This window comes from uncultured Bacteroides sp. (assembly GCF_947632445.1).
In the GTDB taxonomy this organism is placed as follows: domain Bacteria; phylum Bacteroidota; class Bacteroidia; order Bacteroidales; family Bacteroidaceae; genus Bacteroides.
Genome location: NZ_CANRPM010000029.1, coordinates 1 through 25,461 on the forward strand (window position 1 = coordinate 1; position 25,461 = coordinate 25,461).

Genomic DNA, 25,461 nt, shown 5'->3' on the forward strand with positions numbered 1-25,461 from the left:
TGTCCGCATCAGCCTTCCTTATCTATTGTCTGTCAATTTATTCGCCCCGACTTTCCGTTTCACCGATTTTTGTACTATCTTTGCATTCAAAAATATAAAGAGATACAACGATTTGATGAAGACATTTGAAGAGCTGGGTGTGTCGCCGGAGATACGCCGCGCCATCGAAGAAATGGGATTTGTGTATCCCATGCCGGTACAAGAAGAAGTAATCCCCTATCTTCTGGGAGAAAACAATGACGTGGTGGCCCTGGCACAGACAGGCACGGGAAAGACAGCCGCTTTCGGCTTGCCGCTAATACAGAAAATCGACGTCAGCAAACAATATCCGCAGTCACTGATACTCTGTCCCACACGCGAACTCTGCCTCCAGATTGCAGGCGATCTGAACGATTATAGCAAATACGTCGAGGGCTTGCGTGTGCTGCCCGTCTACGGCGGCTCGTCCATCGAAAGCCAAATTAAAGCCCTGAAGCGCGGCGTACACATCATCGTGGCCACGCCCGGCCGCCTGATAGACCTCATGGAGCGTAAGACCGTCTCCCTCGCCACCATCCAGAACGTAGTGATGGACGAAGCCGACGAAATGCTCAACATGGGTTTCACCGACAGTATCAACGCCATTTTGGCCGACGTCCCCGAAGAGCGCAATACCCTGCTCTTCTCGGCTACTATGAGTCCCGAAATAGACCGCATTTCGAAAAACTACCTGCACAACGCCAAGGAAATAACCATCGGCCGCAAAAATGAAGGCACAGCCAACGTGAAACACATCGTTTACGTAGTGCACGCCAAGGACAAATACGAAACGCTGAAGCGCATCGTCGACTATTATCCGCAAATATACGGCATCATCTTCTGCCGCACCCGCAAGGAAACGCAAGAGATAGCCGACAAACTGATGCAGGAAGGATACAACGCCGACTCGCTGCACGGCGAACTGTCGCAGGCACAGCGCGACACCGTGATGCAGAAGTTCCGCATTCGCAACCTGCAACTGCTCGTGGCCACCGACGTGGCTGCCCGCGGACTGGACGTGGACGACCTGACACACATCATCAACTACGGTCTGCCCGACGACACCGAGAGCTACACCCACCGCAGCGGACGCACCGGACGTGCGGGTAAGACAGGCACCTCCATCGCCATCATCAACCTGCGCGAGAAGGGCAAGATGCGCGAGATAGAACGTATCATCGCCAAGAAATTCGAGACAGGCGTGATGCCCACCGCCAAGCAGATCTGCGAAAAGCAGCTGATGAAAGTCATCGACGACCTGGAGAAGGTGAAGGTGAACGAGGAAGAAATCGCCGACTTCATGCCCGACGTCTGTCGCAAGCTGGACTGGCTGTCCAAGGAAGATCTCATCAAACGTATGGTGTCGCACGAGTTCAATCGCTTCGTGGAGTATTATCGTGACCGTGAAGAGATAGAAACCGTCAGCACCAAGGAAGAAAAGAAAGGCGGAAAAGAAGGCAAAGGCAAGAAGAACGGCAGCCGCAAGGCTGAAGCGGGCTTCACGCGCCTCTTTATCAACGTAGGCAAGACGGACAACTTCTTCCCCACCGACCTCATGGGCCTCATCAACAGCAATACGAAAGGCCGTGTGGACTTGGGACGCATCGACCTGATGCGCAATTTCTCGTTCTTCGAAGTGGACGAAGCCGAAGCCGACAAGGTCATCAAAGCCCTGAATCGAACCCGTTGGAACGGACGGAAAGTCTCTGTCGAAGTGGCCGGAGAAACCGATGAAAATGGGAAGAAAAAGGCCGACCGTAAGGCCGAAAAGCCCGGACACAAGAAAACCGAAAAACCCGCCAAGGAACTTAAACGCATCAAGCCCAGCCGTGAAGAGCGCGGATACACCAAACCACGCGGCCGCAAGGACGACTGGAAGCAGTTCTTCCAGCACGACAACGAGCTGAAAGGGCCCGTACCCGACTTCAGCGAAGAAGGATGGGCCAAACCGTCGAAAAAGAAAAAGAAATAAGCCGCAGTACCTTAAACGACCGATACCATGACTCTGCAACAACTGGAATACATCCTCGCTCTGGATCATTTCCGCCACTTCGGCAAGGCTGCCGAACACTGCCGCGTGACCCAACCCACCCTGAGTGCCATGATTCAGAAGTTGGAAGAGGAGCTGGACACCCGCATCTTCGACCGCACCCGCCAGTCTGTAAGCCCCACTCCTGCCGGACGCCTTATTCTGGGACAGGCACGTCAGGTACTGACCGAAGCCGCGCGCATCAAGGAAATGGTGGCCGAGGAAAGACATGCGCTGACAGGCCCGTTTACTCTGGGCATCCTGCCCACCATCGCTCCCTACCTGCTGCCTCGCTTCTTCCCCCAGCTGATGAAGCAGTACCCGCAATTGGACATCCGCGTCACGGAGATGAAGACCGCCGCCATCAAGCAAGCCCTGACAGAAGGGAAGATAGACGCCGGTATCGTAGCCGCCTTGGACGGCATGGCCGACTTAGCTCAAACGCCGCTCTTCTACGAACAATTCTACGCTTACGTGGCCCGCGAAGACGAACTTTTCAGCCACGAAACCATCCGTACCGCCGACCTCGGCAGCACGCAGCTCTGGCTATTGGACGAGGGACACTGTTTCCGCGACCAGATTGTCCGCTTCTGCCGGCTGAAATCTGCGCAAGCCAGCCAGCTGACCTACCACTTAGGCAGCATGGAAACGTTCATGCGCATGGTGGAAGGCGGCAAGGGAACCACGTTCATCCCCGAACTGGCCATATCCCAACTGAGCGAGACGCAGCGCGAATTAGTACGTCCTTTCGCCGTGCCCCGCCCCACACGGCAGATTGTAATGATTACGTCTAAAGACTTTATCCGCCGCACACTGCTCGACACGATCCGGCAAGCCGTACAGGCCGCCGTACCAGCCGATATGCTTTCGCCCAAGCCCACGCAGCAAGTAATCTGAACACTGCGCTAATAAAAAGTTCATCCAATATTTTGCTTCAAAACAAGCAATGTTTTGTATCACTGCATCCCCACAAGAAAAAGAGAGTATTATCCGATTTTCAACTCTTGTATCAGCCGTCCCGCTTTGCCGTATTTCTCGATGATGAACAGCACGTAGCGGATATCCACCCCGATGCAGCGCTGTAAGCGGGGCTCGTAGAGATAATCGCTGCTCATGGCTTCCCAGTTTCCGTCGAAAGCCAGACCTAGAAGCTGGCCTTGTGCGTTGAACATGGCGCTGCCCGAATTGCCGCCCGTGATGTCGTTGTCCGAGATAAAGCAGACCTTCATTTCCCCGCTCCGGTCGACGTAGCGTCCGTAATCGCCGCTCTCCAGCAGACTCACCAATTCGGGTTGCAGGGCAAAGTCAGGCTCGCCGCGATGCTCGCGTGCTTTCTCCAGAATGCCACGGACGGTCGTAAAGTGGCCGTAGCTCGCCCCGTCGAACGGTTCGTAACCCCGTACCGTACCGAAGCTGAGACGCATCGTCGAGTTGGCATCGGGGTAGAAGCGGCGGTCATGGTAATATCGCCGCACAGCCGCATTGAGCAACCGTTCGCCACGGTCGACGGCCAGGTTGGCGGCATTCATCTGCATGTTCATTTCAAAAAGCTGAGTGATAAGGTCGATGCCTAAGCTGATGGCCGGGTCGTTGAAGAGATTCAGCGTAGTGTCGTTCTCCAGGAAACGATACAGACCGCGAGGCGTGGCGATAACCGTGCGGGCATAGAGGCTGTCCACGTAAGCCCGCTCGCTGCCTCCGTAAACGGTGGCAATGGAATCGTAGAGCGGTGGCAGACAGTCGGCCTCCACGTGACGGGGATATTCCTTCAGCAAAGCGGTAAAAACGTCCTTGTCGATGTCCAAGTCGAGATTGATATACTTGTCCGCAATCTCTTGCAGATTGGCTTTGACGACCTTTATATCGGCACCAAAGTCTAAGTTCAGAATGCCAAGAGCCAGCTGCACCAGCTCAGGGCCATTGAGAAAACTCTCTAACAGGTAGGCCTGTGCCCGATTAACGGCACGACGGTTCTTGTAGGCCAGTTCGAGATCGGTCAACAGGTGGAGCAAGCTGTCGTGTTCGGCGGGTGTACGACGTATCCAGTCCTGCAACTCACGCTCCAATGCCCGCTTTTTCTCAAGCACGCCCAGGCGATGGAGAGAACGGTTCATGCCGATGCTGTTCTTCCAGTAATTCGAGCTTTCATCGTACTTGGAAGCGTACTTAATACGAATATCGTCGCTGGCGTTCATGGCGCGTTTCCAGATGGCTTGCTTCACACCGCGAATGTCTATCTGTGCCTGGTTGACTCCGTTCATAGCTTCCTCGATACCGAAAGAAGATAGATAGCGTTCCGTTGTGCCGGGATAGCCCAAAGTCATGCAGAAGTCGCCCTCCTGATAACCTTCCAAAGAGATGGGAGCTACGTAGCGGGGACGATAGGGAACGTTGTCTGGCGAATAGTCGGCCGGACGGTTCTCGCGGTCGGCATAGATGCGGAAAACACAGAAATCGCCCGTGTGGCGCGGCCACATCCAATTGTCTTTGTCCCAGCCAAACTTGCCGACGGACGAGGGCGGGGCAAATACCAAGCGAACATCGTTAAAGTCTTGATAGACGGAAAGCCAGAATTCATTGCCGCCATAATACGCATCGACTACGCCCGTAAGCGCAGAGTCTTTCTGCGACACTTCGGCTCCGACGGCCAACATCACCGAATCGACCGCGCTGGTTCGTGCCGACTCATCCATATCGGGGCGAACGGCGGAAAGCACACGTTTGGTTACGTTCTCCTGACGCAGGAGGAAGCGAACGTAAAGTTCAGGATTAGGCAACTCTTCGTCACGTGTACGAGCCACAAAGCCGTCCTGCAAGTAGTCGTGCTCTACGCTGGAGTGTTGCTGCACGCTACTGAAACCGCAATGATGATTGGTGAGTACCAGTCCTTCCTCAGACACGACCACGCCCGAACAAAAACCGCCGAAGCTCACCACAGCATCCTTCAGCGAGGCCTTGCGGGGGCTGTACAGTTCCTTCGGTTTGAGTTTAAGCCCCATCTCTTTTAAGGTACGGACAGTCTGTTTGTCCAGATTAACCAGCATCCACATGCCCTCGTCGGCTATGGCGGTTACGCTTGCCAGCAGGCAAACGACGGTCAGCAGGCAGCATTTCAGGTCTTTCATCATTATTCTCTTCGTTTTTTCCACAGATTATTTCTTCGCCACCAGCCGGTTCAACAACGGAATACGCTTCAGGGGCAAGTCATGTTTCACAATATAGAAGGCAAATATCAGTAGGAGCAATGTACGCCAACCTAAGCGCAACCACAGGTTTTCGATGGGCACGTACTCGGCAGCCGCGTAGAGAACAGCGGCCAACAGCACGTATCGTCCAATGGCTTTCAGGTCGTAACGGATGGGATATTTCTTCTGCCCCACCAAGTAGGATAACAGCATAGCCGTCCCGTAACCCGCAAAACCCGCCCAGGCACAGGCCATGTAGCTATAGCGAGGGATGAACAACACATTGATAAGCACCAGCACAACGCATCCCGTCAGCGAGAAGTAAGCGCCCCAGCGCGTCTCGTCAATCAGCTTATACCAGAAGGATAGATTGAAATACACGCCCATGAAGATTTCGGCCGCCATCACGATAGGCACCACGTACAGACCGGCCCAATAGTCGTGTCCGATCATGAATTTCAGCAGATCGAGGTAGAACATCACGGTTAGAAAGGCCAGCAAGGTGAAGATGATGAAATACTTCATGGCGACGGCATAGACCTCGCGATTATCTTTGTCGCGGCTTTTCCCAAAGACAAACGGCTCGTAAGCATAGCGGAAAGCCTGCGTCAGCATGGCCATAATCATGGCTATCTTACTGGCCGCACCGTAAATGCCCAGCTGTACCTTAGCGCCGGCAGCGTCGGGATAGACGTAAGGGAAAATAATCTTGTCGGCCACCTGGTTCAAAATGCCAGCCAAACCGAGCACAAGCAGGGGCAGACTGTAGGACAACATGCGGCGCAGCAGGGCACGATCAAGCACGTAACGGAAGCCGCGCAGTTCGGGAACAAGGCAAAGCATGACGGTCGACGTGCAAACAAGGTTGAACAGGAAGGCATAGCCCACGTCGCTACCCTTCATTCCCACGTAGTAGACGAGGTTCAGCGCGATATTCAGAAAGATGAACAAGAGCTTCAGTGCGGCAAATTTGATGGGGCGTTTCTTGTAGCGCAAATAGGCGAAGGGAATACTCTGTATGGCGTCCATAGCCACTACGGCCATCATTATGCCCACGTATTCGGGATGCGCTTCGTAGCCCAACAAGCCGGCAACGGGCCGCAAGAACATCAGTCCTAAGGCAAGAAACGTAAGCGACACGCCGCCTACACTTATCAGCGTAGTGGAATAGACGCACATGGGGTCGTCTTTGCCGTTGTTGGCGAAGCGGAAGAAGCCCGTCTCCATGCCGAAAGTAAGCAACACCAATGTCAGTGCGACCCAAGCATAGACATTCGTCACCACGCCATAGCCTCCACTCTGCGCAGACATTGCCATCGTATATACCGGCACCAGCAGATAATTCAAGAAACGCCCTACGATGCTGCTCAGGCCGTAGATGGCCGTTTCCTTAGCCAATGATTTCAGATTTGCCATAATTCAATCTTTTTCAATCAAACAACGAAGGCTGCTCTCCGTTATACATCGCCCGCCCCAAATGCTTATAAGCCAGCTCCGTCACTTCGCGGCCGCGAGGCGTCCGCTTGATGAAACCTTCCTTGATGAGGAACGGTTCATAGACTTCCTCGATGGTGCCGGGGTCTTCGCCTAAGGCGGTAGCGATGGTGGCAAGACCGACAGGGCCTCCCTTAAACTTGTCGATAATGGTCGTCAGTATCTTGTTGTCTATCTGATCGAGGCCGTAGCGGTCGATGTTCAGCGCTTCGAGGGCATAGCGGGCTATCTCAGTATCAATGCTGCCCGAACCCTTTACCTGCGCAAAGTCGCGCACGCGGCGCAGCAAAGCGTTGGCAATACGGGGCGTACCCCGGCTACGGCTGGCAATCTCGACCGCCGCCTTCGACGAGCAGGGCACGTTGAGGATGCGTGCCGAACGTTGGATAATGGTGCTCAGCACGTCATTGTCGTAGTATTCCAGATGAAGGTTGATGCCGAATCGCGCACGGAGTGGCGCCGTCAGCAGGCCGCTGCGCGTCGTGGCTCCCACGAGCGTAAAGGGGTTCAGGTCTATCTGAATGCTGCGAGCCGAAGGGCCTTTGTCTATCATAATGTCGATACGATAGTCTTCCATGGCCGAGTAAAGATACTCTTCCACCACAGGACTGAGGCGATGGATTTCGTCGATGAAAAGGACATCATTAGGCTCAAGGCTCGTCAGGATACCCGCCAAGTCACCCGGCTTATCGAGCACAGGGCCGGAAGTTATCTTGAAACCTACACCCAATTCGTTAGCAATGATATTGGACAGCGTGGTCTTTCCCAAGCCGGGAGGGCCGTGAAGCAGCGTATGGTCCAACGCCTCGCCTCGCAGGCGGGCCGCCTTGACAAAGATGCGGAGATTGTCCACCACCTTGTCCTGACCGCTGAAATCCTCGAAAGCCAGCGGGCGGAGCACGTTTTCGAAGTCGCGCTCGCGGCTGTTCAGGGACTGCTGGTTGCGTATGTCAAAATTTTCTTGTTCCATGATACATGTTCATACGAGACACAAAGATAGTGCAAACAGAAAGAAGTGCAAAAGATAGAAACCTTGTTTTTTTCATCTTTTGCTTCGGAGGAGTACAAAAGGAAATGATATGCCATCCGCAAAACACTGTTTTCCTCTCGGCAAGACACTGCTTTCCTTCGGAGAAAACGCCGTTTCCCTTCCTGCCGTTCATCCGCGCAGCATGAAGCGGCGGCGCTCTTCGTCAGGGAATTTCTCAATGGCGTAGCGCAGCATGGTGCGGGGCATCGTGCGGCAGTGTTCCTCAAGGAAACGGACAAGCACCGGTTTGTCCTTCTTGCCCACCTCGCGCAACATCCATCCGCAGGCCTTTTGCATCAGGTCGTGGGACGTGTGGAAAAAGCGTGGAACCAGACTCAGGATGTCGATGAAATCGCCGTTTTTGATAAGTGGCATCGTAGCTACGACGGCAATGCGCTGGTTCCATAGCAAAGAGTCGGCAGCCAGGCAGCGGAGCACGTCACGGGGCTTGTCTTTCAGATACCCGCCCACGATGTAAGGGGCCGAAAGGTCTACTAAGTCCCAGTTGTTGATGCGGGCCGTTTGCGTCAGGTAGAAGTCGAAGATAGCCTTTCGCTCCATTTCATCGGATTTTTTGAAGCGCTCCACCAGCATCAGCAGGGCACAAAGGCGGCATTCGTGCCAAGGACTTTGGAGCAGTTCAGCAGCCACTTCGGCCGGTTCATCCTTATAACGCTTCGCCACAAAGCGCGTGTTGGGCACCACCACACCCAGGAAGCGGTCGCCTTCGCCATATTCTCCCCGTCCCGTCTTAAAGAATTTGGGCAGGTATTCACGTTTCACGGGGTCGATGTAGGCCTCCAGTTCAGCCTGTATTTCTTCGGTCTTGGTCATTTCGCGGTCAGTGATTAAGAGTTAGCGTGAGGCAAAAATACGGGAAAATCTGACAAATTATGGAAAGTTATCCTTATTTTTGCCCCTACGTATGAAAAGAACAGTCATTTTCTTCCTGATGATAGAGGCCGCCTGCCTGAGCGGCGCGTCCTTCGTCCATGCACAGACCGCCGTCGAAAAAGGTCTGAATAGTATCAACCGTGCTTCGGCAGAGGCTATTGTGGGCTTTTTGGCCGATGATGAGCTGCAAGGTCGTGAAGCAGGTCTGCACGGCTCGCGTATCGCTGCACGCTACTTGGCTGCCAGCTTAAAGGAAGCAGGCATCCGTCCGCTCTACGGCGACTGTTATTTTCAGCCCTTTGACGTCTGTGCCAAGGAAAGGCAACAGAAAGGAGCGCGCTGGCAGGTGCATCCCGACTCCATCGCCCGTCTGAAGGAAGGCACACATCGTGTGCTGCACATGGCCAACGTGTTGGGTGTCATCCCCGGCCGGCGGACGGACGAATACGTCATCGTGGGGGCTCACTTCGACCACATAGGTATGGACGAGACATTAGCGGACGACCCCATCTACAACGGAGCGGACGACAATGCTTCGGGCGTGTCGGCCGTCTTGCAGATAGCCCGCGCCTTCCAGACTTGCGGACAGAAGCCTTTGCGCAACGTCATCATCGCCTTCTGGGACGGTGAGGAGAAAGGGTTGCTGGGTTCAAAGCATTTCGTTCAGAGCTGCGATTTCATCGGATCGGTCAAGGGGTATCTGAACTTCGACATGATCGGGCGCAACAACAAGCCCGACTACCCACGCCATGTGGTTTACTTCTACACCGCCGCCCATCCCGCCTTCGGCCGGTGGCTCAAGGACGACATTGCCCGCTACGGCTTCGCTTTGGAGCCCGACTACCGCGCATGGGACCGTCCTGTGGGAGGCAGCGACAATGCTTCGTTTGCCGTGCGCGACATCCCCGTCATTTGGTATCATACGGATGGACATCCCGACTACCACCAACCCGGCGACCACGCCGACCGACTGAACTGGGAGAAAGTGGTGGACATCACCAAAGCTTCGTTTCTCAACGTATGGAACTTAGCCAATGAAGAAACTTATTAACACTGCATTATGGTACTGAACTATATCTGGGTCGCCTTTTTTGTCATTGCCTTCCTTGTCGCGCTGGGCAAGCTGCTCTTCTTAGGCGATATGGACATCTTCACACAACTGGTAAACGCCACGTTCGATTCGTCAAAGAACGCCTTCGAAATATCGTTAGGTCTGACGGGCATTCTCGCTCTTTGGCTGGGCATCATGAAGATAGGCGAACAGAGCGGCATGATAGGTTCTCTGTCACATTGGCTCAGTCCCGTGTTCTGCCGCCTTTTTCCCGACATCCCCAAAGGGCATCCGGCCATGGGCAGCATCTTCATGAACCTGTCGGCCAACATGCTGGGATTAGACAATGCCGCCACACCTATGGGCCTGAAAGCGATGAAAGAATTGCAGGAACTGAACCCGCGCAAGGATACGGCCACCAATCCGATGATTATGTTCCTGGTCATCAATACTTCGGGACTCATCCTGATACCCGTCAGCATCATGGTCTATCGTGCACAGATGGGGGCAGCCCAGCCTACGGACATCTTCATCCCCACACTGCTGACCACCACCGTATCTACTTTCGTGGGCGTGGCAGTGGTTAGTATCAGCCAGCGCATCAACCTGTTGTGCAAGCCTGTCCTACTGCTTGTAGGAGGCATTGCGCTGTTCTTCTCGGCGTTGATCCTGCTCTTCGTCCGCCTGGGACGCGACCAAATGGGTGCCTACTCTACGCTGACAGCCAACATTATCCTGTTCAGCATCATCCTGTTCTTCATCCTGTGGGGCGTGTGGAAGCGGACAAACGTCTACGACGCCTTCGTCGAGGGTGCCAAAGATGGATTCACCACAGCCGTGCGCATCATTCCCTACCTGGTGGCTTTTTTGGTGGGAATCGCCGTCTTCCGTGCGTCGGGAGCCATGAACCTGCTGGTCGATGGCATCGGTATCGTGGTGGGATGGTTCGGCATGGACACGAGCTTCGTGGGTGCGCTACCCACAGCCCTGATGAAATCGCTCAGCGGCAGCGGGGCCAACGGCCTGATGATCGACGCGATGAACCAGTATGGAGCCGACTCATTCGTGGGGCGTATGAGTTGTGTGGTGCGCGGTGCTTCGGACACGACATTCTACATTCTGGCCGTCTATTTCGGCAGTGTGGGTGTCACCCGCACGCGCAATGCCGTAACCTGCGGCCTGTTGGCCGATCTTTCGGGCATCGTGGCGGGTATTATCATTAGTTATTGGTTCTTTTAATATAGGATATGATTACTTACCAGACTGAGGGCGTAGACATGCCCGACATCCAAAAACGTAAAACGACAGCATGGATCAAGGCCGTGGCAGCTTCCTACGGCAAGAAGATCAATGAAATAGCCTACATCTTCTGCTCGGACGAGAAGATACTGGAGGTGAACCGCCGGTACTTGCAGCACGATTACTATACGGACATCATCACCTTCGACTACTGCGAGGGCAACCTTCTGAGCGGCGATCTCTTCATCAGCCTTGACACCGTGCGTACCAATGCCGATCGGTTTGCCGGAGGTGACTACCGCCGCGAGCTGCATCGCGTCATCATTCACGGCATCCTCCACCTCTGTGGAATCAACGACAAGGGGCCCGGCAAACGGAAGATTATGGAGGAAGCGGAGAACAAAGCGCTGGGCTTAATGGCTATCTGAAACCCGGCACCGACGGCCGTATCGTAGGGCCACCGTCCGAATGCCCGCCACGATGGTCGATGATCGTGTTGACCAATTCGTAAATAATCGGTCCCACGTCAAATTCCAGCTTGAACTTGTCGTTGAAGCGATAGCCCGGCATCACTACAGGCCTCGTCTCCCAGCGGCCCGACAGGTCGTTGTAGAAGCGTTGCACGCCCAGTTCGAGGCTGAAGTGCTCGGTAATGTCGAACCCCACCGTACCTCCATAAGAATGGGACTTCATATTGAGAAAATCGCCCGTGCGGATCAAGCCAGAGGCGGTAAACCACAAATGATCCTGCGCCCGATAGATTAGCATCCCTGAAAAACCCAGCGACTGCCTCCGATTGAAATAAGCCATGTTCATCCGCACCGCGTCTATCGTGGCCTGCAGGCTGAGGCGGTCGTTCAGCTTCTGTTCGAAACTGAAGGCGACCTCGTTGCGCCGCCCGATGCCCGGCAGGCTGGTCTGGCTACCCATGCCGTAGATTTGCCCTGCATACCAGTACCACAGGCTACCCTCCGTATGGAAGTCGCCTTTGAAGCCCAGCGACGGGTTCTCCTGATAGGGCAGGTACAGGTTGGGGATCCGGCGTACCGGGCGGAATACAGGCATCTCCTGTCCCGTCTGAAGCGACGGTTTCAGCCTATAATCCCCCACTCTGAGGCCCGATTTCACCGACATCTGCGGCATGCCAGCACCCACACCTGTACGGAGGCTGTCGTGACGCATGCGTGTGCTGTCTTCCTGCCCTGCGACAGTCTGCACGGCCAGCATCATCACGACTGGCAAAAGGAGGCCAACGACCGATGTTCTCTTTCCTCTCATACGCCTTCTTTTAGATAGAAACTCACACTCAAAGATAACCGAAAGCCACTACATTTCCAGCACCACGCCTCGCTATTTCAGCTTCTTTAACAAGTTCGAATGACATCGGTCAAGCGCATCTTGCCGTCGGCAGCCTGCAATTTGAAACGGTTACAATTTGTAACGGTTTTGTTCTCTTCTTTCTTCAATCTGTTTTTCAATACTTTCCAATAATTGTTCGGGTCAGGACTTTCAGTCAGAACTCCGACCACATCGACCACTGAAAGACAGCCAACATCATCCTGTTCCTCATCCTGTGGGGCGTCTGGGGCGTCCTTTAGCGTCTTTTATATCTTTCACCGGAAACGGGGGATGTGCCCTGGTGAAATTTCACCGGAACAGTCTGATTGTAAGCGGGTTGCAGTGAAAGCAGGAAACAGGCCGTTCAGGGCATCGCACACGAATGTTCTGCGGTACTCTCATTCTCCATGAAAAAGCTTTCACGCCTTCACCCCATCTTTCACACTATCTCGCTCGTTGACAGGCGTTTGTAGGCCTGTGAAACCGTGAAGGCGAAAAACGGAGACCTTTTTTCTTGTCGATGTGATGCAGAAGGTCGTATTTTCTGAAAGAAAGCATAGATATTCCGGGCAAAAGCGGAACAGTTTCGGGAGGGAACCGAGCTGCCTTTTTCCGGGTTCCCATGCAGTGCTTCATGGGGATGTAACGAAGCACTTCGTCAGGGTGCCATGCAGTGCTTTGTCCGAGTGTCAGAAAGTACTTTGTCGGCAGGCATGAAAGCACATCATTGACGTGCGCCTGCCGGCTTCTTCACGGGCAGAACATGATGAAACATTGTTAGTTTGATGCGTAATGTTGACAGCTACAGAAGTTTGCCATTTCAAAATGGCTACGACATTGTTTTAACAGGAACTTATCTTGAACTCACGTTATTATAGGTAGGGATGGCATACGCTTGTTGTGTTTTAGATGGTTTATAAATTGTTGTTTGCATGCCCTCTACAAAGTAGCTACCTCAGCACTGGCTTGGTAGCTACCTTGTGGCAGACGGGGTAAATGTAGGAAGGTAATGGCGGGGTTGTTGAAGGAAACGGGAATGCAACATTATTTTTTTCGACCATATTTTTTCAGAAAGTCTTGTAACCAAACACGATTTGCACCTCGTGAAAACCTGAGTTCATGAACACTATCTACTTTTGAATGGCATAATACACATAAGCACTCTAAATTCTTTTCCTCATTATTGATTTTGTTGCCATCCCGATGATGACAATGCATATATCCATAATCAAATATATTGGTAATCTTAATGCCACATCGCTCGCAAGTGTAATTCTTCTTTTCACGATAAGCGAGACTTTTTTCTTGCCAATCTTTCGTATAGCCTAATATATCTACATCTGTAACAGTTTCTTGTGGAATAGCTTTTTTGAGTTCTTTTACGAAATCATTATTGTCTTTATAAATGTCGTTTTGCTTGTTTCTCAAAATCTCAGCACAATATTTGCATAAAGGAAGATTGCCTACAGATTTATCAAGATAATGGTCATCCATGTCCCGCACTTGCAAGGTTTCCTTATTCGTCCAACGATATTCCGCATTAAAAGAGCCTCTTGCTTTAAAATCCTGAATAGTCCTGCAATTGCAAAGATGAAAACGAGGTTTTCCATATCGAGCTAAATGATATTCTCTTTTATACATAAACCCTTGATGTTTTTGTCCATCTGAAGTCTTGAAGAAAATGCCTTTATCTGTAATCTCAATCGTGCCATCTTTGACATTTGTGATGGATATATCAACTGGGTTAATCGGGCGATAAGTTTTCGCCTTTTCTATTTGATACCCTAACTCATTTAAGGTGGATTTCAATTTTGGAAATGTATAAAAAGGCTTTTCTTTTTCCATAATGTTATTTATTAATTCTTTTTACAAAATTCTCTATCATCTTTTCGCTGGTGGTAATAATACGGAATTCTACTCTTCTGGATTTTTCATAGTCAATCGCCTTGCCGGAATCGTAAGTGAGTTGATTTTCGTTATCTAAAGTTCTTCCATACGAAAGGCCATTTGCTGTAAACCAATATTCCAGCATCTTCTGTTGTTCGGATGTATATTTTCGGAACACAGGCATGGAACGAAAATACTGCAATACACTTAATGAACGGCGTTGTGAGAGAATTACGTTTGCAATATATGGATCAGCGGAAAGTGCAGGGAAAGGTGTAGGATCCGTATGTCCTTCAATCCTGATCTCACTGATATTGTCTTTTAATGAATCAGTCAATAAGATTTCAAAATATTGCGGCAAGAATTCATCCAGTATATCGCAGAATGCAGGAGTCAAATCCCAAGAACCTGTTTGAAAAAGAACGGTGGGATTGGTGAAACGAAGTGATAAATCTCGTCCGATTGTCATTTCCCATCTTGCGGTGTCGCTTTTAAATTTGTCAACCAATTTATCGTGTAGATTCTGACGCGCCTCAATGTATTCGGCTAAAACCTCTGTATGCTTATTGACTTTACTGATGTATGCGATAGCCACAAATAAAAATATAACCATTAATCCGGTCATTAAATCGGATACGGATAACCAAACATTATGTTTTGCCATGTTTTATCTTCTTTTAATCATTGCCTGTATACAAGTATCTAATTCAGCCAGTGTAGCGCTCAGTCTTGAATAGAATTGTTTATCCAAGTCTGTTAATTGAGCATTCAAGCTTTCACTTCCTTTTTTAATTATCCCTACACCTGCTTCCAAATGTTTTTTCGTATCAGCCCAGAACTCTTTATTATAATCTCGGATAGAACTTAACTCTTCAAGCTTTTTAATTAATAATTGCACTCCATCTACAAAATTCCGCTGTTTTCTAACCCATTCATTTAATTTTGAGGTAGAATCATCAAATTTAACCATGTTTTCTTTGGTTAAATTAGCTGTTTCGGACAATTTAGCTGTGATGGAAGTAAATTTAGTATCTTCAATCATGACCTTTTGCAGCTCAGTGATTAATCTTGAAAGCATTCCATTTGCTCCACTTAATTGTTTTGTATATTCAGCTACATTATTGAGAATAGTTGATGTTTGTTCAAACTCTTTGGTCATAATCGTATATTGGTGTGTTAAGTCTGAAATCATCTTTTTATTTTCTTGTTGCCATGTATTGAGTTTTTCTACACTTTGATTGAGTTGCTCAAAATTCTCTTTTACCAGTTTGCTGACAATCGAATTCATTTGACGTTGAAATTCTTGAGTAGCTGTTTTCATAACTTCGACTAATGCTTCCGTATTGCTTTTCTTCAGCAACTCTGCAAACTCTTCAAATTTCTGTGTCAGTAGTTCATTGGTTTCTCCCATTTTAGTTTCAATCTCATCAACTTCAGCACGAAGAACTTGACTCAATTTCTTTGTATCATCTTGTGTCTCTTGTAAAATAGATGTCATGGCGGATGATATATCCAGTTGCTCACCTAAACGGTTGTCTATATGTTCTGTATTATCTTTCAAAATATCCAGACGAGTAATAGTTTGTGAGCTATTATCTTTGATAGATGAAAGGCGTACTTCTTGTGAACGTATTAATAGGGTCATAGCGTCCATCTTGTTTGACATTTCGGTCAAGCTGGAGTTAATTGTGTTGAACACATTGAATTGAGCAGACAGCGTATTATAAAAAGCGGTTTGATTTTGCGACTGCTGAGTTATGGATTGTAGTAAGGCCTGTATAGATGCATTGACAGCATTACAAATGCGAGCTGCGGCTTCATCCTGATTGGTTGGTAATCCAGCCTCGTAAGTATCATAAATTTTGTTTATGATAAAATTTGTAATCATAGATGAAATCATACCCAATAATGATGTGTAAAAAGCGGTTTTTAATCCCTCTAATAAAATTGGAATACTCTGGTTTAAATCAGAAGGATTGAATCCATACAATCCGGTAGTAATTCCCCAAAAAGTGCCCAATACCCCTAATGTGGATAATAAACTGGGAAATTGATCTATCGTACGCTTGCATTCCTGCAATTTATTTTTCTGTTTCCAAAAAAAGATAAAAATCAGGGCAATAAGCCATGCCAACAAGATTATGCCAATACAAACGGATAATGTAATATACCCAGATAAAAAATCAATGAAACTTCCCATATTCTTATTAATTAACATCTATTCTTAAATGAAAAACGTGGAACCCTTGTACTATCATTCGTCTTTGAAGGTCCTAGGAAAACCTAAACATACAAATAACAGACAACAGTCCCACGCATATGCGTGAGAAATCATTGCGCTATTCTTGTATGTTTTTGAAAATTTCCTAGGTTCTCAAAGACAAGAACAAAGCACAGAGCTTCTTAAATTCACAATTTCAATATCGAGATATACTCGAATTTATTTGCAAAGGTATGATTAATAATCGAATAGTTCAAAGATGATATAATTTTTCTTCTTGTAAATCCATCCCTGATGGATTTTTATATTCACATGAACAATAACAAGAGGTCTTTTCATCCGCTCAAAACATTTTGAACGACTCTGAAAACGCCTTGTCTCTTGCGGGGTAAAAATTACTCCGAGGTCGTTATTTCAAATAAGTCCGTTATATAATTATCTGCACTTCAGTGATTTGTCAAAATATGTACAATTTCTATTGTGGAATGCAGGATAGATGCCCTCTAAAATATCTACGATAATCTTATTTATCTTAGGATTCTCAATAGCACCAAATTTGTACGTCACCTCATTACCACGTAATTTGTCAATCTTCATCTGTATGAATATGCAGATTCCATTTATGCCATAATGAACCAACCTTACTATACACATATTTGCACAGCACTGATTTGCGAATTTTGAGAAATTAGTTTATAAATATGACGGTTTGCTTTTACGAACTCTTTTGCGAACTTTGATTGTCCTTTTACGAACTCTTTTACGACTACCTCGCCATTGTCTTTTACGAGTGAATTTATAATTTCAATATACTTAAAGAAATAATGAGGATGTAATTATGCCCGCTATTTTTATTGTGTTATTAGCATACTGGCGTATCTCTTGGATAGAGATAATCTATTGGAACAAACATACGACATGTGCCTTAATAACGATTTATTGACTATTCTTCCAGATAAGGTAATGAGGGGAATGAGCTATATGGAGCAAGCTGCGATGGATAATTACCAGCCGGTTAGGAGGTGATTGATAACTATTAGAAGGATTTGTAGAAAATGTAATCAAAAATCATCGGCACATTCTCCATATTGCAGAAATCATTTTTGTTAGAATATCATATAGATAAGCCGTTAACCATTTAACGGTAAATACGTTCCATGCAAGCTTCATCGAATCGCTGAACAATATCCAATATGTATCGTGGAAGATACTCCGTAACAATATATTTGACCATCCATGTAGGAATACCGTAATAGGCAGCGGCAATGCCTCCAGTCATGCAGGCTATTGTATCGCTATCGCCACCAAGAGATACGGCTAAGCGTATGGCGGATTCGTAGTCATGGCTATCCAAGAATGCAATTATTGCTTCTGGACAGGAACCTTGACAAGTCTCATCAAATTGATAAGTCGGGCGAATCTCATCGCAAGAACGATTAAGATTGTAACCAAAAGTATGTTCGATATAATCCCTAATCTCATTTTTAGATTTTTGCTGACGAGCTAAGAAAATTGCAGAAGCAATTGCTTGTGCTCCCTTAATGCCTTCGGGGTGATTGTGTGTAACTTCAGCTGATTGCTTAGCAAGTTTAAGAGCTTCATCAAGCGAACAGGCATAATATCCACATGGACTTACGCGCATACCGGCACCATTTCCGAAACTATTATAGGGCTCCTTGTCTTCACTATAAAATAGCCATTCGTAGAACATGCCACCATATCCTATATTCGGATATTCCCGCCCCCAATCAGGCATGATTTTCTGCAACGGAACTCCACTCAAAAGCCAGTCTGCGACTGCTATGGTCATCACTGTGTCATCCGTAAAAAGAGTTCCAGGCGTGAATAGGGCTATTTCTGTTGACTTACAATTATGGGACTCATAAAATGAACCGACAATGTCTCCTATTATAGCCCCTATGATTCCTCCAGGTACAAGTTGCTCGTTCTCGTTCATTTTTGCTTGTAGCATTTTCAGGGTACGTTCGTCCGCTTTCCCATCATAATATTTTTGCAATGCATCTGAAAATATATAATCAGGACAGACTGAATCGAAAAGCGTCATTGATGAGCGAAATTTTAAAGCATCGATTTCTCCTAGAATTTCCTCAATAGGCTTGTCGTTAATTGCGAGCATCTCCATAGTTATTTCGCAAAGATTTTTACCGAGTGTGGGTTCGTGCAAATACATGATAGCTTCATCTCTGTCTGCAATTCCATAATTATTGGCATTATGGCTATGCCCCAGTCCTCGAAGTTGTGGGAAGATATACCACATCCAATGAGTCCGTTTCTTTCCGTTACGGATTTCTTCCAAGGCAGAAGCATATGCCTGACGATGTGCATCCACAAACCGCCCGAGATTATATTGACAACTGTATTCTTTATATTTTGCAAAAAACATATTGTAATTTTTAGATAGTGTAAATAAACTGTCTGTTGCTGCAAAATTACATCTATTCCCTATATAAGCAAATTTTTCTCAGGAATTTTAGTGCCAGAAGAGTCAGTAGATGCCTACAAGGGAGTGTGAAGCAATTACGCGGACAAAATCTCCGCTATTCCCTAATCATTCCCTATCCGAGTCGCTCCGAGAATTTGCTACACCGGTGGAACACAAGGCCACCTTCCTAAGCAAAGTGCAGGAGAAGAGCGCACACATGGACGTAGAAGACCTATACTCGGAGCAGATGGTGACCAAACCAACACATTTTACAAACAGATTGCGCAGCCTGCAAGCGCCTACGTCATCATCCAAACCACAGACACGCTACTGGTCTTCATTGTCGGTCAGAACAGTGTCATAAACGTCTATGCAGACATTGTGGGCGGCATGATCTTGAACAGTGAGGACGAAGTAGCCGTTGTGATGGATAATTCTCAATTCTTCATTAAAAAAAGTACTTCGCCTCCTTTTTTTTGTACCTTTGCCAACGAAAGCGAAGAAATGGAGAGCAATGGTATTCAACTACGACATAATCGTGATAGGTGCCGGACACGCCGGATGCGAAATCCATTGAATATAATCCGCAGCTTCAACAAGTTTCCTATTTCTGCGCGACGACATCCCCCGTAGAACGTGGTATTGCACCGAAAGGATAATGTATATATTTATTACCAATGTCGAATACCCTTCCCTGTCGACTCGGAACATCGGCTTCTGTCGATACGGAAGATCGACGATAATCGATACGGAGGACCGATGATGATCGATACGGAAGATCGATGATGATCGATACGGAGGATCGATTGAGCCCCCTTCCAGAACACCTTCTGACGGGGGTCTGAAACCCCTTTTCCGGCGAAGGCAAATGGACGGGAAAACGGCCGGAAAGGAGGCTTCAACTGTCAGTATTTTTCATCTAATTCCCGCATCAATGTGCCTCCGCCCGGTTGTTGTATTCGCCGTTGAAGGCCTCGCTTTCCTTCGGGTTCAGCTCCAGCCCCTTCTTCATGTCTTCCGTGGCTCCGTCTTTGTCGCCGTTCAGCAGCTTGGCACGGCCGCGTTCATGGTATGCCTTGTAATAAGGTTTGTGTGGACAAATGTAAAGAAGTAATAGTATTAAAAAACAAAAAATGCAGTTTTTTTTCTTCGCTGCTTCATTTTTCCCTACCTTTGACCCTCTGATATTAAAATATAAATGCCATGCCACTCAACCTGCCCGATAAACTGCCCGCCATCGAACTGCTGAAGCGGGAAAACATATTCGTCATCGACAACTCACGAGCTGCACGACAGGACATACGGCCTCTGAAAATCGTCATCCTCAACCTGATGCCCCTGAAGATAACAACAGAAACAGACCTTATCAGGTTATTGTCAAACACGCCGCTACAGATAGAAATTTCCTTTATGAAGATCAAAAGTCATACTTCCAAGAATACACCCGTCGAACACATGAAAGCATTTTATACGGATTTTGAACGGATGAAAAACGAGAAGTATGACGGCATGATTATCACGGGAGCTCCCGTGGAGCAAATGGACTTTGAAGAAGTGGGCTATTGGGGCGAAATTACGGAAATCTTTGACTGGGCACGTACACACGTGACCTCGACGCTCTACATCTGCTGGGCGGCACAGGCAGGACTCTACCATCATTATGGCGTGCCGAAATATCCGCTGGAGAAAAAAATGTTCGGTATCTTCGAACATCATACACTCCAACCGTTGCACCCCATCTTCCGAGGATTCGACGACGTGTTCTACGTGCCCCACAGCCGGCATACGGAGGTGAGACGGGAGGATATCCTAAGGGTGAAGGAACTGACGCTGCTCTCGGAATCAGATGAAGCGGGAGTCTACATGGTCATGGCACGCGAAGGAAGGGAATTCTTCGTGACAGGACACTCTGAATATTCGCCTCTGACGTTAGACACGGAGTATAGACGGGATTTGGGCAAAGGCTTGCCCATCGACATGCCGAAAAACTACTATCGGGACAATGATCCTGAAAAAGGGGTGCTGGTGCGCTGGAGAGGACATGCCAACCTCCTCTTTACAAACTGGTTGAACTACTTCGTCTATCAGGAAACTCCATATAACATCAACGAGATCGGGGCATGAAAGAACGAAGGAAAATAGAATTGCTGGCACCGGCCAAAAACTTGGAATGCGGCATCGAGGCGGTGAACCACGGGGCCGATGCGGTGTACATCGGTGCACCGAACTTCGGCGCCAGGGCGGCAGCTACGAACTCGATGGACGATATAGGACGCTTGGCAGATTATGCCCACCTCTACGGAGTGCGCATCTACGTGACGGTGAACACCATTCTGAAGGACGAGGAGCTGAAGGAGACGGAAGATATGATTTGGGAGTTGTATCGCAAGGGAGTAGACGCGCTTATCGTACAGGACATGGGCCTGACACGTCTGGATCTGCCATCCATCCCGTTGCATGCCAGTACGCAGATGGACAATCGAACGGTCGAAAAGGTACGCTTCCTGGCAGAGGCAGGCTTCCGGCAAGTGGTATTGGCGCGTGAGTTGTCGCTCGACGAGATAGCCGCCATCCATAAGGCTTGCCCCGATACGTCGCTTGAGGTGTTTGTACATGGGGCGCTGTGCGTGAGCTATAGCGGACAATGTTATGCCAGCCAAGCTTGCTTCGGGCGCAGTGCCAATCGTGGAGAGTGTGCCCAGTTCTGTCGACTGTCTTTCTCACTGGTGGATGCCGGCGGACGAGTGGTGGTGAAGGACAAATACTTGCTTTCGTTGAAAGATATGAACCGCCTGGACATGCTGGAGCAGCTGCTCGATGCAGGAGTTACCTCGCTGAAGATAGAGGGACGGCTGAAGGACGTAGCCTACGTGAAGAACGTGACAGCCGCCTATCGCCAACGCTTGGACGACATCCTGAGGCGCAGGAAGGAATATGTGCGTGCTTCGTCAGGCACATGCCGCCTGAACTTCCGTCCGCAGCCGGAGAAGAGCTTCAGCCGCGGATTCACACACTACTTTTTAGAGGGAAGGGGAGAGAATATCGTCTCGTCCGACACGCCCAAGTCGCTGGGCGAGGTCATGGGTACGCTGAAAGAACAGCGCGGCGGATGGGTGAGCGTAGCGGGCGTGAATCCTTTCCACAACGGTGATGGCGTGTGCTACCTCGACGAACAAGGCCACCTGCAGGGCTTCCGTATCAATCGCGTAGAGGGCAATAAACTCTTTCCGGCAGGTAATGTGCCGCATATACGGCCGCATACGACACTCTTCCGCAATCTGGATCAGGAGTTCGAACGAACCTTGGCACACAAGTCGGCCGAACGAAAGATAAGGATACGCCTCAGACTGGGGGAGAATGCCTTTGGCTTTTCACTGACGGCGAATGACGAGGATGGCAATCGCGTGACGCTGGCTTTTGATTATACCAAGGAGCGGGCACGCACACCTCAGATAGAGAACCTGCGTACACAACTGGCTAAGCTGGGTGGTACACCTTATGAACTGACGGAACCGGCCGACATCGTCCTGAAAGAGGAGTGGTTTGTACCTTCGTCGGTCGTGACCGACTGGCGCAGGCAGGTGGTGAAGCGGCTGACGGCTGCACGACACACGAACTATCGTCGGGAGTTAGTCGTGTGGAAGCCGACACATCATGCCTATCCTGCGGCGACACTGACCTATCTGGGCAACGTGATGAACGACGAGGCACGCCGCTTCTACCTGGATCATGGAGTGAAATCCGTAGCGTCTGCCTACGAAAAACAACCCGTGGACGGGGCGGTGCTGATGTTCTGCCGCCACTGCCTGCGCTACAGCATGGGATGGTGTCCTGTCCATCAGAAAGGGCGTTCGCCCTATCGTGAGCCGTACTACCTGGCAAGATCGGACAGACGACGCTTCCGTCTGGAATTTGACTGCAAGAACTGCCAGATGAAAATATATGGAAATGAGGAATAGGAATGAAGAATTAAAGAGAGGCGGAAGTCAGGGGCTGATGCCGGACGGAAGAGGTTACCTTGGAAGAAGGCGAGGAGCGGTTCATGCTTTTTTACGCATCAATTTTTCCATTCTCCATGTTTCATTCTTTATTTTATTCTTTTTATCATCCTGCCATTACTCCCACCCCAACTTGGAGGACGAAAGCCTGACGCAGCAGGTACGCGACTCGCTGACCTATCTGTATGAACGGCACTACACATGGGACACCAATCTGGAGGTGAAAGCCGACTCCGTGCAGCTGGAGCTTCTGCCTGTGAAAGGAGTCTACTATCGGTTGTATAGGGGCGACCGCGTAGTTGTGGCCGAGTTTGCCGTTTATCCGGCCGACTCGATAGACTCCGTCTGGGTGAAGTTGGCCCACTCGCAGGAGGTGCAGGGTTGGCTGCGCGAAGCCGACCTGAAACGTGCCTTCGTGCCTACGGACAGCATCTCGCAGGCTATCTACGTGTTCAGCGACACGCATGCGTCGTACTTTATCATAGTTTTTGCCATCTTTGTAGCTGTCTGGTTGGTGCGTGCTCTCCGACGCAAACAGTTGCAGTTGGTTTACTTCAATGATATCGACAGTCTTTATCCCCTGGCTCTGTGTCTGCTGATGGCTTTCTGTGCAACGGTCTACGAAACGATACAGGTATTTGCACCCGACACATGGGAGCACTATTATTATAACCCTACGCTTTCACCATTCAAGGTACCCTTTGTGCTTTCTATGTTCTTAGTGGGGCTGTGGCTGTTCCTTGTTGTGTTGCTGGCCGTGCTTGACGATCTTTTCCGTCAGCTTTCACCCGCAGCGGCGGTGTTCTACCTGTTGGGGTTGGCTTCGTCGTGCATCTTCTGTTATTTCTTCTTTATCCTGACTACGCACATCTACGTGGGTTATGCTTTTCTGGCGGTTTTTATCTGGATCTTTATCGGAAGGCTGAGGCATTCGCTTCAGTCGCCCCGCTACCGTTGCGGCCGCTGTGGCAGCAAGCTGATGCACAAGGGAGTGTGTCCGCATTGTGGAGCTGTAAACGAGTGATACTGTCCGCCCGAAATCGGACACTTGTCCGAAAATGAACACATCTGAATGATAGCATAACGTGAGTCCGAAATAAGGATAAATATAATCTGTTGGTAAATAGGAATATAGCGATAACTGTCGGTAATTCTTTGTAATTGAGTACTATAAAGATACAACAGTTTTTGCTAATCATCAAATTTACGGATAATTAAAATTCGTCGAACTTGCGTTATTTTAATAGTAATAACAAGTTTCCGGTCGGAATGAATAAGAAGGAGAAATACGATGCACACAGTTCTTATCGTTCGGAAGCAAATAAATCAGCAAACCTTAGAAGACAGGAATGGTATAGACCAAACCTAACGAAATGCGCTGCGACGTATAGTCATTGGCACCCAACGCATGCGCACGTGGCGTCAGTCCATGATCTTTATACAACAGGTGTAAGTAAATACGCAACTCGCTATTGTCCATTGGGAAATACTCTGCGCACAGTTGTGCATTCCATGTACGACGGTAAAGGCCCTTCTCGTAAGGGCCGTTTTTTTTATATACGCCACCCCATTCATAAGCTCCTTTTGCATACACATTCCAATGCTTTTGTACCCGATAATCGAAATTAAGAATGGTCGTAAAGTAATGGACATGCTGAGCCGTCACTCCACCATCGGACAAGGTTGCAGACAACTCACTGATCAATCCTTTCGTATCAATCCCTTCACGTGAATACATAAAATCTGCATAAGCTACGATGGGGCCTTTCTCCCACACATTGCCGGCGGTCAGATAAAGAATGCTACGCTTGTCGGCCAACTCGCCCCAAGAAGCGGAATAACGCAAATTCAGTCCTCTGTTGAAGAAATAACCGTCCCAGTTAAGAGTGGAAAGTACGGGGACTTTCACTTTACTCATCCCTTCAGGAAATCCATACATAAAAGACTCCTCTCCTTTGGCGGCCGAATTGTTCAGCACTTGTAAATTCAACCGTTGCGTCGGCGAAAAGATGATGGCACCGTTTACACCTGCCTGATAGCAGTCGATATAGTTGTTAAAGTCACTAAATTCACGCACCCGAATTGCATCCACCCAATATTCATAACCACTAAGCTGGATAGCCTGCTTGCCTACCGTCAACGTAAAATGAGGATTTGTCCGCCAGTCTACGTATGCGCACTCTACAGAGGAGGACAGATTGTCCACCGAACGAGGATTGCTGTATTTGTTAAACGATTGCCTGAAATGATAAGCGAAATTCTTACCAAAATCTCCCAAAAGCTCCATACGGACTCCATTTATTTTAAAGGCTGCCTCGTCCAACGAGCCATTTATGAAATTGGCTGCCGCAGATGTGTAAAATTGCAGGTTCATACTGCTGGACGAAATGGATTTTCCACCATTGGTGAAACGTTCGAGCAGTGTCCGTCCTTCTTTAGGTTCAATAAGAGGAGCTTGTGCTTGCACACCTGTACACCATATCAGAAAGCAGGTCCATAACAGTGTTCTTTTCATTTCAGATCTTGATTGGTCGGTATTGGCAAAGGTAGTAAAAAAGCCGGACTAAGCCGGCTTTATACTATAAAAAGATGGAATGGGATAAAGATTTCATCACTTTCCTTGATGGAAAGCTA

General features: G+C 48.9%; 19 protein-coding genes. 8 read left to right on the forward strand and 11 right to left on the reverse strand.

Features of this window, described 5'->3' with window-relative positions:
* The first annotated feature begins 115 nt into the window (after positions 1 to 115).
* Positions 116 to 1,990 carry a DEAD/DEAH box helicase gene (locus tag Q0Z70_RS07440; protein WP_298073486.1) on the forward strand — a complete coding sequence of 625 codons (1,875 nt, stop codon included), beginning with the start codon at positions 116 to 118 and terminating at the stop codon, positions 1,988 to 1,990.
* A gap of 27 nt (positions 1,991 to 2,017) precedes the next feature.
* A complete protein-coding gene (locus tag Q0Z70_RS07445) occupies positions 2,018 to 2,944 on the forward strand; it encodes a hydrogen peroxide-inducible genes activator (RefSeq protein ID WP_298073467.1) in 927 nt (308 codons plus the stop codon).
* A gap of 89 nt (positions 2,945 to 3,033) precedes the next feature.
* Here the strand turns inward: Q0Z70_RS07445 and Q0Z70_RS07450 are convergent, their stop codons facing one another.
* The 4 genes from Q0Z70_RS07450 to Q0Z70_RS07465 all read right to left on the reverse strand — a co-directional run bounded on the left by Q0Z70_RS07450 (position 3,034) and on the right by Q0Z70_RS07465 (position 8,590).
* On the reverse strand, positions 3,034 to 5,172 hold the full coding sequence (locus tag Q0Z70_RS07450) for a S46 family peptidase (RefSeq protein ID WP_298073487.1): 2,139 nt from the start codon (positions 5,170 to 5,172) through the stop codon (positions 3,034 to 3,036).
* Between the two features lie 27 nt (positions 5,173 to 5,199).
* Complete coding sequence (locus Q0Z70_RS07455; RefSeq protein WP_298073468.1) at positions 5,200 to 6,648, reverse strand: lipopolysaccharide biosynthesis protein; 1,449 nt, start codon at positions 6,646 to 6,648, stop codon at positions 5,200 to 5,202.
* 13 nt (positions 6,649 to 6,661) lie between these two features.
* Complete coding sequence (ruvB, locus tag Q0Z70_RS07460; RefSeq protein ID WP_298073469.1) at positions 6,662 to 7,696, reverse strand: Holliday junction branch migration DNA helicase RuvB; 1,035 nt, start codon at positions 7,694 to 7,696, stop codon at positions 6,662 to 6,664.
* A gap of 189 nt (positions 7,697 to 7,885) precedes the next feature.
* Entirely contained in the window at positions 7,886 to 8,590 is a 705-nt protein-coding gene (locus Q0Z70_RS07465; RefSeq protein WP_298073470.1) for a DNA alkylation repair protein, read from the reverse strand.
* Between the two features lie 118 nt (positions 8,591 to 8,708).
* On the opposite strand from Q0Z70_RS07465, the gene Q0Z70_RS07470 reads away from it, so the two are divergent.
* The 3 genes from Q0Z70_RS07470 to ybeY are packed head-to-tail and all read left to right on the forward strand — an operon-like array spanning position 8,709 to position 11,368.
* The gene (locus Q0Z70_RS07470) at positions 8,709 to 9,701 is read left to right on the forward strand and encodes a M20/M25/M40 family metallo-hydrolase (protein ID WP_298073488.1); all 993 of its coding nucleotides are present in this window, start codon (positions 8,709 to 8,711) and stop codon (positions 9,699 to 9,701) included.
* A 9-nt stretch (positions 9,702 to 9,710) separates the two neighbouring features.
* Positions 9,711 to 10,940, forward strand: a complete 1,230-nt coding sequence (locus Q0Z70_RS07475) for a nucleoside recognition domain-containing protein (protein WP_298073471.1) — start codon at positions 9,711 to 9,713, stop codon at positions 10,938 to 10,940.
* An 8-nt stretch (positions 10,941 to 10,948) separates the two neighbouring features.
* Complete coding sequence (ybeY, locus tag Q0Z70_RS07480) at positions 10,949 to 11,368, forward strand: rRNA maturation RNase YbeY (RefSeq protein WP_298073472.1); 420 nt, start codon at positions 10,949 to 10,951, stop codon at positions 11,366 to 11,368.
* On the opposite strand, the gene Q0Z70_RS07485 is transcribed toward ybeY, so the two are convergent.
* The 6 genes from Q0Z70_RS07485 to Q0Z70_RS07510 form a co-directional block, all read right to left on the reverse strand.
* Entirely contained in the window at positions 11,361 to 12,218 is an 858-nt protein-coding gene (locus Q0Z70_RS07485; protein ID WP_298073473.1) for a hypothetical protein, read from the reverse strand. The genes ybeY and Q0Z70_RS07485 overlap by 8 nt on opposite strands.
* 1,104 nt (positions 12,219 to 13,322) lie before the next feature.
* A complete protein-coding gene (locus tag Q0Z70_RS07490; RefSeq protein ID WP_298073474.1) occupies positions 13,323 to 14,123 on the reverse strand; it encodes an HNH endonuclease signature motif containing protein in 801 nt (266 codons plus the stop codon).
* A gap of 4 nt (positions 14,124 to 14,127) precedes the next feature.
* The gene (locus Q0Z70_RS07495; protein WP_298073475.1) at positions 14,128 to 14,829 is read right to left on the reverse strand and encodes an OmpA family protein; all 702 of its coding nucleotides are present in this window, start codon (positions 14,827 to 14,829) and stop codon (positions 14,128 to 14,130) included.
* A 3-nt stretch (positions 14,830 to 14,832) separates the two neighbouring features.
* Positions 14,833 to 16,365: a MotA/TolQ/ExbB proton channel family protein gene (locus Q0Z70_RS07500; protein ID WP_298073476.1), complete on the reverse strand. Its 1,533-nt coding sequence runs from the start codon at positions 16,363 to 16,365 to the stop codon at positions 14,833 to 14,835.
* A 1,159-nt stretch (positions 16,366 to 17,524) separates the two neighbouring features.
* The gene (locus tag Q0Z70_RS07505; protein ID WP_298073477.1) at positions 17,525 to 18,790 is read right to left on the reverse strand and encodes a DUF1810 family protein; all 1,266 of its coding nucleotides are present in this window, start codon (positions 18,788 to 18,790) and stop codon (positions 17,525 to 17,527) included.
* A 970-nt stretch (positions 18,791 to 19,760) separates the two neighbouring features.
* Positions 19,761 to 20,039, reverse strand: a complete 279-nt coding sequence (locus Q0Z70_RS07510; RefSeq protein ID WP_298073490.1) for a hypothetical protein — start codon at positions 20,037 to 20,039, stop codon at positions 19,761 to 19,763.
* On the opposite strand from Q0Z70_RS07510, the gene metA reads away from it, so the two are divergent.
* From metA to Q0Z70_RS07525, 3 genes are read left to right on the forward strand one after another with little or no spacing between them, the layout of a single operon-like run.
* Positions 20,033 to 20,953, forward strand: a complete 921-nt coding sequence (metA, locus tag Q0Z70_RS07515) for a homoserine O-succinyltransferase (RefSeq protein ID WP_298073478.1) — start codon at positions 20,033 to 20,035, stop codon at positions 20,951 to 20,953. The two genes, Q0Z70_RS07510 and metA, sit on opposite strands and share 7 nt — an antisense overlap.
* Positions 20,950 to 22,788 carry a U32 family peptidase gene (locus Q0Z70_RS07520; protein ID WP_298073479.1) on the forward strand — a complete coding sequence of 613 codons (1,839 nt, stop codon included), beginning with the start codon at positions 20,950 to 20,952 and terminating at the stop codon, positions 22,786 to 22,788. The genes metA and Q0Z70_RS07520 overlap by 4 nt, the downstream gene beginning before the upstream one ends.
* Positions 22,789 to 22,825: 37 nt before the next feature.
* Complete coding sequence (locus Q0Z70_RS07525; RefSeq protein WP_298073489.1) at positions 22,826 to 23,851, forward strand: zinc ribbon domain-containing protein; 1,026 nt, start codon at positions 22,826 to 22,828, stop codon at positions 23,849 to 23,851.
* Between the two features lie 312 nt (positions 23,852 to 24,163).
* On the opposite strand, the gene Q0Z70_RS07530 is transcribed toward Q0Z70_RS07525, so the two are convergent.
* Positions 24,164 to 25,342, reverse strand: coding sequence for a porin (locus Q0Z70_RS07530; protein WP_298073480.1), 1,179 nt, complete (start codon positions 25,340 to 25,342; stop codon positions 24,164 to 24,166).
* Between the last annotated feature and the right edge of the window lie 119 nt (positions 25,343 to 25,461).